At 57.1% G+C, this 13990-nt stretch carries 18 protein-coding genes; 13 read left to right on the top strand and 5 right to left on the bottom strand.

All coding sequences use genetic code 11. From position 1 onward, the window contains the following. Positions 1–7: 7 nt before the first annotated feature. The 8 genes from NK667_RS21285 to recX all read left to right on the top strand — a co-directional run bounded on the left by NK667_RS21285 (position 8) and on the right by recX (position 5642). A complete protein-coding gene (locus tag NK667_RS21285; RefSeq protein WP_054615975.1) occupies positions 8–400 on the top strand; it encodes a phage tail assembly chaperone in 393 nt (130 codons plus the stop codon). Between the two features lie 3 nt (positions 401–403). After that, on the top strand, positions 404–967 hold the full coding sequence (locus tag NK667_RS21280; protein WP_054615974.1) for a glycoside hydrolase family 19 protein: 564 nt from the start codon (positions 404–406) through the stop codon (positions 965–967). Between the two features lie 352 nt (positions 968–1319). Next, positions 1320–2444, top strand: a complete 1125-nt coding sequence (locus tag NK667_RS21275) for an acyltransferase family protein (RefSeq protein ID WP_083471361.1) — start codon at positions 1320–1322, stop codon at positions 2442–2444. A 58-nt stretch (positions 2445–2502) separates the two neighbouring features. After that, complete coding sequence (locus NK667_RS21270; RefSeq protein WP_054615972.1) at positions 2503–2928, top strand: cell wall hydrolase; 426 nt, start codon at positions 2503–2505, stop codon at positions 2926–2928. Continuing rightward, a complete protein-coding gene (locus NK667_RS21265; protein ID WP_054615971.1) occupies positions 2925–3449 on the top strand; it encodes a lysis system i-spanin subunit Rz in 525 nt (174 codons plus the stop codon). Before NK667_RS21270 ends, NK667_RS21265 begins: the two co-directional genes overlap by 4 nt. An 80-nt stretch (positions 3450–3529) precedes the next feature. Beyond that, a complete protein-coding gene (locus NK667_RS21260) occupies positions 3530–4030 on the top strand; it encodes a CinA family protein (RefSeq protein WP_054615970.1) in 501 nt (166 codons plus the stop codon). An 83-nt stretch (positions 4031–4113) separates the two neighbouring features. Beyond that, on the top strand, positions 4114–5166 hold the full coding sequence (gene recA, locus NK667_RS21255) for a recombinase RecA (RefSeq protein ID WP_007907270.1): 1053 nt from the start codon (positions 4114–4116) through the stop codon (positions 5164–5166). 8 nt (positions 5167–5174) lie between these two features. Next, positions 5175–5642 (top strand): recombination regulator RecX, encoded by a 468-nt coding sequence (gene recX / locus NK667_RS21250; protein WP_054047057.1) that lies wholly within the window; start codon positions 5175–5177, stop codon positions 5640–5642. 51 nt (positions 5643–5693) lie between these two features. On the opposite strand, the gene NK667_RS21245 is transcribed toward recX, so the two are convergent. After that, entirely contained in the window at positions 5694–6812 is a 1119-nt protein-coding gene (locus tag NK667_RS21245; RefSeq protein WP_054047055.1) for an LOG family protein, read from the bottom strand. A 468-nt stretch (positions 6813–7280) separates the two neighbouring features. Between NK667_RS21245 and NK667_RS21240 the strand changes: the two genes are divergently transcribed. Continuing rightward, entirely contained in the window at positions 7281–7475 is a 195-nt protein-coding gene (locus tag NK667_RS21240; RefSeq protein ID WP_054047053.1) for a hypothetical protein, read from the top strand. Here the strand turns inward: NK667_RS21240 and NK667_RS21235 are convergent, their stop codons facing one another. Then, a complete protein-coding gene (locus NK667_RS21235; RefSeq protein WP_054047051.1) occupies positions 7476–7901 on the bottom strand; it encodes a PA3611 family quorum-sensing-regulated virulence factor in 426 nt (141 codons plus the stop codon). 190 nt (positions 7902–8091) lie between these two features. Between NK667_RS21235 and NK667_RS21230 the strand changes: the two genes are divergently transcribed. The 3 genes from NK667_RS21230 (at position 8092) to NK667_RS21220 (ending at position 10149) form a co-directional block, all read left to right on the top strand. Then, entirely contained in the window at positions 8092–8850 is a 759-nt protein-coding gene (locus NK667_RS21230; protein ID WP_054615969.1) for a tRNA-uridine aminocarboxypropyltransferase, read from the top strand. Between the two features lie 209 nt (positions 8851–9059). Continuing rightward, entirely contained in the window at positions 9060–9710 is a 651-nt protein-coding gene (gene erdR / locus NK667_RS21225) for a response regulator transcription factor ErdR (protein WP_054047047.1), read from the top strand. Between the two features lie 76 nt (positions 9711–9786). Beyond that, on the top strand, positions 9787–10149 hold the full coding sequence (locus NK667_RS21220) for a diacylglycerol kinase (RefSeq protein WP_007947182.1): 363 nt from the start codon (positions 9787–9789) through the stop codon (positions 10147–10149). Here NK667_RS21220 and NK667_RS21215 read toward each other — a convergent pair. Continuing rightward, entirely contained in the window at positions 10146–11072 is a 927-nt protein-coding gene (locus tag NK667_RS21215; protein WP_054047045.1) for a LysR family transcriptional regulator, read from the bottom strand. The genes NK667_RS21220 and NK667_RS21215 overlap by 4 nt on opposite strands. Positions 11073–11208: 136 nt before the next feature. On the opposite strand from NK667_RS21215, the gene fpr reads away from it, so the two are divergent. Continuing rightward, positions 11209–11988 carry a ferredoxin-NADP reductase gene (fpr, locus tag NK667_RS21210; protein WP_003443014.1) on the top strand — a complete coding sequence of 260 codons (780 nt, stop codon included), beginning with the start codon at positions 11209–11211 and terminating at the stop codon, positions 11986–11988. Positions 11989–12217: 229 nt separating this feature from the next. Here the strand turns inward: fpr and tsaA are convergent, their stop codons facing one another. Continuing rightward, positions 12218–12916, bottom strand: a complete 699-nt coding sequence (gene tsaA / locus NK667_RS21205) for a tRNA (N6-threonylcarbamoyladenosine(37)-N6)-methyltransferase TrmO (RefSeq protein ID WP_054615968.1) — start codon at positions 12914–12916, stop codon at positions 12218–12220. 186 nt (positions 12917–13102) lie between these two features. Beyond that, complete coding sequence (locus NK667_RS21200; RefSeq protein ID WP_054615967.1) at positions 13103–13873, bottom strand: SDR family oxidoreductase; 771 nt, start codon at positions 13871–13873, stop codon at positions 13103–13105. Between the last annotated feature and the right edge of the window lie 117 nt (positions 13874–13990).

Below are 13990 nucleotides of genomic sequence, written 5' to 3'. Positions count from 1 at the left end.
TTTTCTTATGAGCTATCAACTGACTAAAGACCCGGACACTGTCATCCGTCTGCCTGATGGCGCGACCGTACCTCTTCATCACCGTTTCTGGGATGAATACCAGCAATGGCTGGCGAACGGTGGCGTGCCGCTACCTGCCGTGCAGGAGGGCGCACCGCAGGTCGCGAAAGTTGCCCGAAACTGGCGGGATCAAGAATTGGCCGCCAGCCAATGGCTGGTCGACCGTGATCGCGATGAGCAAGCAGCCGGAACGCCGATGACCTTGAGCAGCGATGAATATCATGAACTGCTGGATTACCGGCAGGATCTGCGCGACTGGCCCTCGATGGCCAATTTTCCAAACGACTTCAGCAAACCCCTGGCGCCGGTTTGGCTAAAAACATCGGCCAATGGAACATGACCCATGCCCCTCACTTCATCTCAGCTACAACAAATATTGCCCAACGCCCGCTCCCAAGCGGGCGTTTTTATTTCCGCCCTTAACACCGCCATGACCCACCGCAACATCAACACCCCGAAACGCATCGCCGCGTTCCTCGCCCAAGTCGGCCATGAATCCGGGCAATTGCAGTACGTGCGTGAACTGGGCAACAACCAATACCTGAGCAAATACGACACTGGCACCCTGGCGTTGCGATTGGGTAACACGCCAGAAGCCGATGGCGACGGCCAGAAGTACCGTGGCCGGGGCCTGATCCAGATCACCGGGCACAACAACTACCGCCAGTGCAGCCTCGGCCTGTTTGGCGATGAGCGTCTGCTGTCGCTGCCTGAACTGCTGGAACAACCGCAATGGGCCGCCGAGTCCGCCGCGTGGTTCTGGGAGCAGAACGGCCTGAATGAGCTGGCCGATCGCGACCAGTTCAACAGCATCACCCGGCGGATCAACGGTGACCTGAACGGACTCGAGGATCGCCTGCAACTCTGGGCGCGGGCGAGGGCGGTGCTATGCCAGCCTTCGGTTTGATGTCGTGCCTTTCATCCTTGGCTATTTCGACTGCCGGGCAAATGTTCGTCGTGAACGTCGCCGAGACAACACAGCCGTTACCGCCAGTGTTCAGCGTTGCCCTGGGTTGACTATTACATTGCGATCAACGGCCGCGCGACCGAGTTGATTTTCAACATGACTGGCATGGGTTCATCAAACATGATTCAGGTGAATGGGGGGGCAGATACAATTTACAACTGCAGTCACAAGATGGATCATTTCTTCAGATTTGCAGATAACGGGCCCATCCTAGTTTGAAAACTAAAAAATCGTTGTGGTTTTACTTGGAATGGCGTGTAAAATGCGCCATTTACTTTAAAAGAAGTGTCTCGTGAATCTCAAAGGGCAGATAGATTCATTAACATCGTTAAGATTTTTTGCAGCGGCGATGATAGTGGTTGGTCATGGTGGCTCCAATAGCTATTTTTCATACAGTATAAATTTTGTTGATGTGAGAAATGCTGTTTCGTTTTTCTTTGTATTGTCAGGTTTTATACTTAGTCATGCATATCGCAATCTTGACTTGAATCATGGGGTGCGTTCATTTTTTGCCGCAAGAGTTTCAAGACTTTATCCGTCGCATATTTTTACTGCGATACTTGCAGTGCTTTTGTTATCGCCAATTGATTCGCTTTATGATTTTGCGAGGGCTGGCGTAAATATCTTGATGCTACAGTCTCTCGTTCCTTTGCTGCCTTGGCATTACTCATTGAATGCAGTGTCTTGGAGTATCTCAACTGAATTTTTCTTTTATGCCCTGTTCCCGTTTATTTTACCGATAGCAAAGAAAAGACCCAGATTGTTGGCGCTTTCGTCAGTTTTAATTGTTGTTGTGATGATAGCGGCAGCCAGCCTGTTCAATCTTTCAACCATCGAAGCCGCAGGAGGTGTAACGGCTTGGGGGATATTGTATATTTCACCCGTCACGAGGCTGGCCGAGTTTATGGCGGGCATGGTGGCGTATCAGGCAGCTCTTAAGATACAAGCAGGCTCTAATCCTTGGTCGAGTTCAAAAGCCACGTGGTTTGAGTTTTTGTCTTTGTTTTTTGTTGTTTTATCAATGTCCACTTTTGCCTGGTTATCTAAAAATGTTCTTGTGAACATTGCTCCACAAGCAGGTGTTTGGGTGTTGGTCGCAGGCTCGTTCATATCGTTCTCTATTCTGATTTCTGTATTTAGTGTTCAGCGAGGAGCCTTATCCAGCTTTCTAACGTGGACACCATTGGTCTACCTTGGGAAAATAAGTTTTTCTCTATATATGGTTCATCAGTTGGTAATCCGATGCATGTACAAATGGAATGGAGGAAGCTTTGAAGCCGACTGGCTCGTTTTCTATATCTCATATTGGTCTTTGTCGTTGATATGTGCAGCGGCTCTGTTTCACCTGATTGAGCAGCCATTCCATGCACCAATTAAAAAGTTTATTTCAGGTCATAGGCTAGGCATGCGTAATTGATATCCACCACATCAACCAAACCACCTGCGGGTGGTTTTTTATTGTCTGGAGGAAACTGATGACTACAACCGATAAAGACCGCGATATCTTCGCGCGCACGTTGTGGGGCGAGGCCCGTGGCGAGGGTTTGGCTGGCCAGATCGCCGTGGCCTGGGCCATTCGTAATCGAGTGGACGACGGGAGGACGAAATCTTGGTGGGGGGAGGGCTACGCCGGTGTGTGCCAGGCTCCGTATCAGTTTAGTTGTTGGAACAACGGCGACCCGAACTTTGACTACTTGAGTGGCGCGAAGCCGATCCCGACCCGCGAGTTTGCGCTGGCGCAGATTGCGGCGGACGAAGTGATAGCTGGCAACGTGCCAGATCCCACCGATGGCGCCACGCACTACTACGCAATCGCCATGCCCGAGGCGCCAGCCTGGGCAACGAAGGCCAAGCAAACGTTGATGCTCGGTGGTCATGTCTTTTTCAGGGACGTGCCATGATTCTAACCTTGACGCAGAAGCTGGGAGGCATGTTGGTGCTGATCCTGACGCTGATGGGAGGAAGCGCTGCGCTCAGTTGGCAAATCCAAGATTGGCGCTACGGCACAAAGATCTCCAAGGAGGCTGGACTCCACAAGGACGACCTTATCGCGATCAGTAACGCAGCGGCCTCACAAGTGCGCATTCAGCAAGAAAAACGCCAAGCCCTGGAACAACGGCTATCAGCCAGTGAACAATCCCATTATCGAGCGCTAAGCGATGCCCAACGTGATCAAGGTCGCCTGCGCGATCGTCTTGCCACTGCTGATGTGCGCCTGTCAGTCCTCCTCGATGCCAATGACGCTGCCGCAACCTGTGCAATGCCAGCCGCCTCCGGCACCGGCGGCGTGGATCATGGCGCCCCGCGAGCCCGACTTGACCCGGCGCATGCTCAACGAATTATCGCCATCACCGACGCCGGCGACAGCGGATTGATTGCCTTGCAGGCCTGTCAGGCTTATATCCGCGCTTTGGCCCGCTAACATTTTGATCGAACCTGTGTCTTGCCAGCGCGATTGGCTCGTGTACGGTGGTTCCATTCCGCACGATCAGGAGAGCGCCCGTGAAAGAAATCACCCAGCTGGCCGCTGAACTTGGCAGACGCCTGCAGGTTCTGAATGCCCATGTCACCACCGCCGAGTCTTGCACCGGCGGCGGGATTGCCGAGGCGATTACTCGTATTCCCGGGAGTTCGGCATGGTTCGAGGCCGGCTACGTGACGTACTCCAACCGCCAGAAAACCTTGCAACTGAATGTGCCCGAGGGCTTGTTCGAGTCGGTGGGGGCGGTCAGTCGCGAGGTGGTCGAGACCATGGTGCGTGGCGCGCAGGACAAAAGTCATGCGCGGTTTGCCGTGGCGGTCAGCGGCGTCGCGGGGCCGGATGGCGGTTCCCCGAGCAAGCCGGTAGGCACGGTGTGGCTGGCCTGGGGCGTCGGCGAGCAGCTGTTCAGCGAGGTCCAGCACTTCCCCGGCAACCGCGATGAGGTCCGCCGACAAACGGTGAAGGCCGCGCTAGAGGGGCTGCTGCGCCATGCCGCTGGAGAAATCTCAAATCAGGGGTAGGCGATCCTGAATCGCTGTGGAATAATACTGGCTACTTATACAGGTGTTGGCCGTCAGGCCTTATTGATTACGTGAGGACTTTAATGGACGACAACAAGAAGAAAGCCTTGGCTGCGGCCCTGGGTCAGATCGAACGTCAATTCGGCAAGGGTGCCGTAATGCGTATGGGCGATCAGGACCGTCAGGCGATCCCGGCTATCTCCACTGGCTCTCTGGGTCTGGACATCGCGCTCGGCATTGGCGGTCTGCCAAAAGGTCGTATCGTTGAAATCTACGGTCCTGAATCCTCCGGTAAAACCACGCTGACACTGTCCGTGATCGCCCAGGCCCAAAAAGCCGGCGCGACCTGCGCATTCGTCGACGCCGAACACGCCCTCGACCCTGAGTACGCCGGCAAACTGGGCGTCAACGTCGACGACCTGCTGGTTTCCCAGCCAGACACCGGCGAGCAGGCTCTGGAAATCACCGACATGCTGGTGCGTTCCAACGCGGTTGACGTGATCATCGTCGACTCCGTAGCCGCCTTGGTGCCAAAGGCCGAGATCGAAGGCGAAATGGGTGACATGCACGTGGGCCTGCAAGCCCGTCTGATGTCCCAGGCGCTGCGTAAAATCACCGGTAACATCAAGAACGCCAACTGCCTGGTTATCTTCATCAACCAGATCCGTATGAAAATCGGCGTGATGTTCGGCAGCCCGGAAACCACCACCGGTGGTAACGCGCTGAAGTTCTACGCTTCGGTTCGTTTGGATATCCGCCGTACTGGCGCGGTGAAAGAAGGTGACGAGGTTGTCGGTAGCGAAACCCGCGTCAAGGTTGTGAAGAACAAGGTTGCTTCGCCGTTCCGTCAGGCCGAGTTCCAGATTCTTTACGGCAAGGGCATCTACCTCAACGGCGAGATGATCGACCTGGGTGTGCTGCACGGTTTCGTCGAGAAGTCCGGTGCCTGGTATGCCTATGAAGGCACCAAGATCGGTCAGGGCAAGGCCAACTCGGCCAAGTTCCTGGCGGACAATCCGGAAATCGCCGCGAAGCTCGAGAAGCAACTGCGCGACAAGCTGCTGACTCCAGCACCGGACGTCAAAGCATCGCCAGTCAAAGAGACTGCTGATGACCTGGCTGACGCTGATATCTGATTGATCCGATGACCGCCGTACTCGATACACTCGTCGCGGTGCGGCGAACCGCAATGGACCTGCTCGCACGACGCGAGCACGGTCGAGTCGAGCTGACGCGTAAACTGCGTCAGCGCGGCGCCCTCCCTGAAATGATCGACACAGCACTCGACCGGTTGACGGAAGAGGGCCTGCTGTCCGAATCCCGTTACCTCGAAAGCTTCGTTTCCTACCGTGCCCGCTCCGGCTACGGGCCTTTGCGTATTCGCGAAGAACTGAGCCAGCGCGGCCTGCAACGTAACGATATCGAGCTCGCCTTGCGCGAGAGCGGTATCAACTGGCACGAACAACTGGAAGACACCTGGCGGCGCAAATTTGCCGGGCATTTACCGATAGACATGCGCGAACGTGCCAAACAAGGGCGTTTCCTGGCTTATCGGGGGTTTTCCATGGAGATGATCAACCGCTTGTTCAGCGGTCGAGGGATGGACGATTAAATAAAAACGGCCCGCTATTTCGATAGCGGGCCGTTTTTTTTTGCCTGTTATTTACGTCACTTTTGACGGTTCCCGTGTGCGTTGCTGCGCCTGGGGTTTGGGCTGCGCCCAGTTTTCCGGGAGGTTGATGTAGTCCACCAACTCTCGCAGGCGCCCATGATCACGGGCATTAAAGGTGAAGGCCAAGCGCGCCAGATGGCTGAACTGCGGCTCATCGTGCTCCTCGCCGTTATAGACATGCTGATGGAAGTGGTCGCTCAGGCACAAATCGGCGAAAGCCGTTTGCATGTGTTCGAGCGCTCCGTCGCTGAGTGGGTGATTCATGCGAATCACGAACTGATGCTTGAGCCAGCGGCTGGAATGGAAGTTGTTGTAGAACTGGTTGATCTGCGCCACTGCCTCTTCGGCGCTGTAGACCAGGCTTACCAGCTTCATGTCGGTGGGCAGGATGTAGCGGTTTTCCTCCAGTTGATGGTGGATGAAATCCAGCGCACCTTGCCAGAACGTACCACCCGGCGTATCCAGCAACACCACCGGCACCAGTGGGCTTTTCCCGGTCTGGATCAGGGTCAGCACTTCCAGCGCTTCGTCCAGCGTACCGAAACCGCCCGGGCACAAGACCAGCGCATCGGCTTCCTTGACGAAGAAAAGCTTGCGGGTAAAGAAGAAGTGGAAGGACAGCAGGTTGGTGGTGCCCTGGACGGTAGGGTTGGCATGCTGCTCGAAGGGCAGGGTGATATTGAACCCCAGGCTGTGTTCCAGGCCGGCGCCTTCGTGGGCCGCTGCCATGATGCCGCCACCGGCACCGGTGATGACCATCAGGTCCGAACGCGCCAACGCGGCGCCGAGTTCCCGGGCCATGCCATACAGCGGATGTTCAATCGGCGTGCGAGCCGATCCGAATACAGTGACTTTGCGTCGGCCCTTGAACTGTTCCAGCACACGAAACGCATGCTCCAGTTCACGCAAGGCCTGCAGGGTAATCTTGGCATTCCAGCGGTTGTGATCTTCCTGGGCCATGCGCAGCACGGTCAGGATCATGTCGCGGTAAATCGGAATGTTAGGGCTGTTGGGTGAAACCAGGTTGAGTTGCTCTTCGACCTTGCTGGTGAGGTCGTGGCCGCTTTCTTCGAAATGACGGCTGAGGAGGTCATTCGGTTGGTAAGGCATTCAACTTCTCCTTATGCACAGAACCCTTGGCCCCGACAAAACAGTCGTCAGTGCCGCGACACCCCTTGTGTCGCTGTCTGCCCAAGCCCTTGCTTGGGCGATCCACCTGACCCGAATTGCAATCGGGTCATCCATACAGGCTCTGTTTTTCCCTTGGATGAAAGAAACATTCGCACAACAGGACGCGTAACGGGCGGCCCCTTTCCCACCCTCAAAAGTGAACACGACTACTCTGAATCTAGACCTTCGCGGTGATTTGCGCTGACTTGATCATTGCGCCGCAAAGTCTTTCATGGCAACCGCTTATTGACGATTTGCAAGGTGGTTTCACCGCTCGTCAGAACGCAAGCCCGGAGGCCGTGGCTCTGATTTACTAAGTTACAGGCGTGACACGACAACTTTGCGTCAAAGGCAGTACGCAACGTTCAAGCTATTCAGGGATTTGGGTGTGCAGGGAGGCGGGAAATCATGGCCAGATTGATTCTGGAGATCGATGCGCAACTGTATCGATTATTGAAATCGTCAGCAGAGACCAATCATTTGAGTCTTGAAGAGGAGTGCTGCCGGCGTCTGGGCGGTGGCGAGCGCCGTTCGCGATATTTGCAGGCCTTGCTGGCAGAACTGCGCGCCGAGGATGAACAGCGGCGCGCCAATTCCAGATGATTACTTCTTCTTGGCCGGGGTGGCTTTCGGGCAATCCGATTCCTGATAGCTGGCGGAGCCGACGGAGCGGTTGGTCTTCACTTCAGTGAAGTCGTAACGCATGACGGCGCCCTTGGCCATCAGTTTGCGGAACGATGGGTTGTTGCAGACCGAGGCACCCAACTGGAAATACACGGCTTTCGGATCGGCGCGCATCTTGTCGGCGTGGCTGCTTTGTACGCTCAGGTGGTTGATCAGCGTATTGCCTTCAACGGTGTAGCCCTGATCGAGAATGTCCTCGTTGATCGCCCGAGGCGTGCCGACGCTGCTTTGTACGGCGACGTTTCGCAGCTCTCTGTTGAGGTTCTGCTCACTCAAGGAAGCAGCCTGAGCGCTGAAGGACGACGCCAGCAAAATGGCAGCGGTGGGAACGATAAGGCGCAGCATGAAACTCTCCTGGTTCAGTGACTGGTGGTTTCGACCCGTCACATGACTGTGCGTTCAGTGGCGGCGAATTATAGGGGAGCGGGCCCGGACGGTACAGGCTTGCGCCGGCCGCTCTGATAAACTGCCGGCACTTTCTGCCTTTCCGAGTGTTTTTTGTGTCGATTTTCCTTGCCTGTCGGCGTTGCCTGCGATGAATTCCGTTCCTGCCCACTTTGCGGTCAACGCCGTGGCCCGCTTGCGCGATCAGCGCGAAGAGGAAGGCATCAAGCCGATTCAGGCTCGTGGCTGGCGGGCGCCGCGTTGCCGTGCCTGCCGGGTGATCGAGAGCCATTGCCTGTGCGCCTGGCGCCCGCAGGTCGAGACCCGCTCCGGCGTGTGCCTGATCATGACCAACAAGGAAGTGTTCAAGCCGAGTAACACCGGCTGGCTGATCGCCGATGTGGTCCGCGATAACCATGCGTTCATTTGGTCGCGTACCGAAGTCGATCAGCAACTGCTGGATCTGTTGGCCGACCCGCAATGGCAACCGTATCTGGTGTTTCCGGGCGAGTACGTCGAGCCCGAACGCGTGACCAACAGCGTCGCCGCCGATAGCGCCAAGCGCCCGTTGTTCATCCTGCTGGACGCCACTTGGACCGAAGCCCGGAAGATTTTCCGCAAAAGCCCTTATTTTGACCGGTTGCCAATCCTCAGCCTGCTCCCGGAGAAACTCTCGCGTTATCGCTTGCGCCGCTCGACCCGCAGCGAGCACCTGTGCACCGCCGAAGTGGCCGCTTTGTGCCTGGATCTGGCGGGCGATACCGACGCGGCATCGGCTCTTGATGCTTACTTCGATGTGTTCAGCCAGCATTACCTGGACGCCAAGCACCAGTTGGATATGAATGTCGAAACGCCGGCCCACGCCGAGCTGATGCCTTTTGTGCAGAACACGGCGCCGGCTATCGGCTGATTGTCGCCCATACTGCAAAGAACTGTAGCGGCCACGCACCTTGACCACCCTGACTTCGCTGGGCATGCTTGGCGCCGATTAGGGCGCGGCCAAAGTTTGATACGCCGACTTCTTTACGTGATTGCCACGTAATTGGCGTTGAACGCGCCCTGTTGGTGCAGCTCCGTGGCTGCACCTTGAGTTGTTTGAAAAACAGGATCATTTGAAAAATGGCCACATACGAAATCCTGATTGCCGATGACCACCCTCTTTTTCGTAGTGCGCTGCACCAAGCGTTGACCCTGGGCCTGGGCCCGGATGTGCGTCTGGTGGAAGTGGCGAGTATTGCCGAACTGGAAACCCGCCTCGACGAAAAGTCTGACTGGGACCTGGTGCTGCTGGACCTGAACATGCCAGGGGCCTACGGTTTTTCCGGGCTGGTGCTGTTGCGTGGTCAGTACCCGCAGATTCCGGTGGTCATGATCTCGGCCCAGGAAGAAGCTTCGATCATGGTCAAGTCCCGGGAATTCGGCGCCAGCGGTTTCATTCCCAAGTCGAGCGACTTGAGCGTCATTCAGAAAGCCGTACGTGCGGTGCTCGATGGCGACGTGTTCTGGCCACCCCAAGCGTTTGAAGCAGTCAGTGTTTCCGCCGAAGCCAAGGCTGCCAGTGAGGGGCTTGCGAGCTTGACGCCCCAGCAGTTCCGGGTGCTGACTATGGTGTGCGAGGGGTTGCTGAACAAGCAGATTGCCTATGAGCTCAGCGTGTCCGAAGCGACGATCAAGGCCCACGTGACGGCGATCTTCCGCAAGCTGAATGTGCGGACCCGAACCCAGGCCGCGTTGCTCTTGCAACAACTTGAGTCAATTTCGAGCCACTAAAGCGCGGCAGATTCACGCTTTTTTGACTTTCTTTACTCTAGCTTTCCCACTCCTTTTTGGTTCAGTTGCCTACTCTATGTCACCTTTTAAAGGCCAGACCGGCCTAAAACGCATCCTCAACGCCTCCGGCTACTCGCTGGATGGCCTGCGCGCAGCCTTCACCGGTGAAGCGGCTTTTCGGCAACTGGTGTTGCTCAACGTTATCTTGATTCCGATTTCGTTCTTCCTGAACGTCAGCCGCGTCGAGCAAGCGCTGCTGATCGCGGTCTGCCTGTTGGCGTTGATCGTCGAATTGCTCAATTCGGCGGTAGAAGCGGCCATCGACCGCATTTCCCTTGAATTGCATCCGTTGTCCAAGAATGCCAAGGACATGGGCAGCGCTGCGCAATTCGTGGCGTTGACCATGATTGCGCTGGTGTGGGCGGTGATCCTGCTTTAAGCGATAGTCGGCAGCACGATCTCGTCGCTGCGCTGAACCCCGGCGGTGAAGGCGCGGCACAGATCGAGGAATTCGCGCATCGCTGGCGTCTGAAATTTCTGTTTGTGCCAGATGAAATAGAACTGCCGCGCCAGGTCCAGATCCGGCGTCTCCACCGCCACCAGGCTGCCGCGGCGGAACGCATCGCGCAGTGCCAGCCGCGAAATGCAGCCAATCCCCAAGCCTGATTCCACTGCGCGTTTGATCGCTTCAGTGTGTTCCAACTCCAGGCGAATGTTCAACGAACTGCGATGGTGACGCATGGCCTGGTCAAAGGTCAGCCGCGTGCCCGAGCCTTGCTCGCGCAGGATCCACGCCTCATGACTCAGCTCTTCCATGCTCGCGATGCCGCGTTTGGCCAGCGGATGCTGCGGAGCGCAGAACACCACCAGTTCATCCTCGACCCAGCTCTGCACTTCGATGTCCGGGTGGCTGCAGTCGCCTTCGATTAGACCCAGATCAATTTCATAGTGGGCGACTTGTTGCACGATGTTGGCGGTGTTCTGCACATGCAGCTTGACCTGGCTTTCCGGGTGACGCTGCATGAAGCTGCCGATCAGCAGCGTCGCCAGGTAATTGCCGATGGTCAGGGTCGCCCCGACCGCCAGCGAACCGAAACCGGACTTGCCATTGAGCAGGTCTTCGATTTCCTTGGACTGGTCAAGCAGCGCCACTGCTTGGGGCAATAGCTGTTTTCCGAGGGCGTTGAGGCTCAGCCGTTTACCGGCGCGGTCGAACAGCTGGCAGCTGGACTGACGCTCTAGCTCGGTGATCGAGGTGCTGGCCGCCGATTGCGAGAGGTTGAGCAGACCCGCAGCACGGGATACGCTTTCCTGCTGAGCGACGGCGACGAAGACTTGAAGTTGACGTAGAGTAAATCGCATATCTATATAACCGATAACCCTTATCTTAATAATCCAGTTAACAGATATTGTGGCTGCCATTAGAATGCGATGCAATTGCGCACGGCTGGTTCTCTAGCAGAGCAGCGCAGACCCAATCTCCAGGAGTCCCACGTACATGAGCAACATGAACCACGAGCGTGTCCTCAGTGTTCATCACTGGAACGACACTCTGTTCAGCTTCAAGTGCACCCGCGATCCGGGCCTGCGCTTCGAGAACGGTCAGTTCGTGATGATCGGCCTGCAACAGCCCAACGGCCGCCCGCTTATGCGTGCTTACTCGATTGCCAGCCCGAATTGGGAAGAGCATCTCGAGTTCTTCAGCATCAAGGTGCCTGATGGCCCGCTGACTTCCCAGTTGCAGCATCTGAAGGAAGGCGACGAGATCATCATCAGCAAGAAGCCTACCGGCACTCTGGTGCTGGATGACTTGAAGCCTGGCAAACATTTGTACCTGCTCAGCACCGGTACCGGTCTGGCGCCGTTCATGAGCGTCATCCAGGACCCGGAAACCTACGAGCGTTTCGAAAAAGTGATCCTGTGCCATGGCGTACGCTACGTCAACGAAGTCGCTTACCGCGAATTCATCACCGAGCACCTGCCGCAGAACGAATTCTTCGGCGAGGCCCTGCGTGACAAGTTGATCTACTACCCGACCGTGACCCGCGAGCCGTTCGAGAACGAAGGTCGCCTGACCGACCTGATGCGCAGCGGCAAGCTGTTCAGCGACATCGGTCTGCCACCGATCAACCCGCAGGACGACCGCGCCATGCTGTGCGGCAGCCCGAGCATGCTCGATGAAACCAGCGAAGTGTTGAACAGCTTCGGCCTGAAAGTTTCGCCGCGGATGCGCGAGCCGGGTGATTACCTGATCGAGCGTGCGTTCGTCGAGAAGTAAGAACACCGCCTCACTGAAAAGCCCCCATTGCCAATGCAGGCAATGGGGGCTTTTTTATGCCCGACACAATCCCCGTAGAAGCGGTGTAGGAACTGTGTAGGGGCTGTGTAGGAGCTGTCGAGTGAAACGAGGCTGCGATCCTTTGATCTTGCTCTTAAAAAACAACATCAAAAGATCGCAGCCTCGTTCCACTCGACAGCTCCTACACAGCTCCTACACAGCTCCTACATCAGTTGGAGGCGGGGATGACCTCGAGGACGCGTATAACCCCGGCCTCGGGATAATGCCAGCGCACGTCCAGATCCCAGAACTGCGCGCCATATTCGCGCTCCGGTGTAGGAATCTGGTACGCCGGACGCGGGTCTTGTGCCAGGCATTGATCGATCAGCGCCACCAAAGGCTCGCCAAGGCGCTGAGCGTGCTCGTGAGCCTGTTGCAGCGCTGCCTCCGCCCACCGCACGGGAATCAACTGCGGCGCGGCGCTGGCGATGCTGTTGGAGGCGTTATCGATGATGTCGGCGTAAGGCACGTAAGGTTTGATGTCGAGAATCGGCGTGCCGTCCAGCAGGTCGATGCCGGAGATGAACAGGCGATTCGCCTCGACCTTGTCCAGCTTCACCACGGACTGGCCGATGCCATTGGGCCGGTGCGTCGCGCGGGTGGCGAACACGCCCATGGATTTATTGCCGCCCAGGCGAGGCGGGCGGACTTTGAGGCGTGGCTTTTCTTCCAGGGCCTGATGAAACAGGAACAGCAGCCAGACGTGACTGACCTGTTCCAGGCCTTGCACCGCATCGCCCTGATCGAACGGCGCCACCAGTTCCAGCACACCGCGAGCGGCCGGGGCCAGTTGCGGTTGGCGCGGGATGGCGAATTTCTCCTTGAAACAGGAGCGCACGAAGCCGATGGGGGAAACGCTGTAGGTCATGGTTTGGGGTCGAGGCGGGGGAGGGGCGGGCATGATAACCCGATCGACCTCGGAATCGGCGGTGACAGGTAGGGCCCCTTCGCGGGCAAGCCACGCTCCCACAGGGTTCTTGAGCGAACACAACTTTTGTGCACGGCATAAAACCTGTGGGAGCGTGGCTTGCCCGCGAAGGCCGCACCGCCAATCTCAGAGACTAAACCCACCATCCAGCGGAATAATATTCCCGGTCATGTACGCCCCCGCCGTACTCGCCAGACTGATCGCCAGCGCCGCCATCTCTTCCTCCCGGCCCCAGCGCTTCATCGGAATCAGCGCCGTATCCTCCGCTAGCGCCTGCTCATCATTGCCGATGTGCTGGGTCATCTTGCTCGGGAAGCGCCCGGGTGCGATCACGTTGACGTTGATGTGCTGGCTCACCAGTTCTCGCGCCAGAATCCGCGACAGTTGATGCAGGGCGGCTTTACTCGGCCCGTAGGCATAGGCCTGTTCACCGAAGGACGAAATCCCGGCCACCGAGCCGATGTTGATGATCCGCGCCGGATTGGCTTCAGAACCTGCTTTGCGCAGCAGCGGCAAGAACTGCTGGATGCAGTTGAACACTGACGTCACGTTGAGTTGCATGACCTTTTCCCAGCCCTTGATCGGGTAGCTTTCCAGCGGCGCGCCCCAGGTGGTGCCGGCGTTGTTGACCAGAATGTCCAGCTGATCGAGCTTTTCGCCCAGGCGTGTCGCCAGTTGCAGCACGCCTTCTTCGGTGGCCAGATTCGCCGCGATGCCGTGGCAGAGGCCGAACGCACTCAATTCCTCGGCGGTTTGCAGGCAGGCCTCGGCATCCCGGGCGCAGACGTACACGGTCGCGCCGGCCTCGACATAAGCCTTGGCGATCATTTTGCCGATACCACGGGTGCCGCCGGTCACCAGAGCGGTGCGGCCTTGCAGGGAAAAGTACGGGTGCATGGCGAATCCTGAGAGCTGAGGGTCAATACACCCTAGTCGTCAGCCGCGAGAAGCGGAGCCACTATTTTTGCGAGGAATGAGCGGCCATACGGCCTTGTAGGAGCTGTCGAGAGAAAC

The organism is Pseudomonas nunensis, from assembly GCF_024296925.1.
GTDB lineage: Bacteria > Pseudomonadota > Gammaproteobacteria > Pseudomonadales > Pseudomonadaceae > Aquipseudomonas > Aquipseudomonas nunensis.
This window is presented reverse-complemented; position numbering and strand designations above follow the sequence as displayed.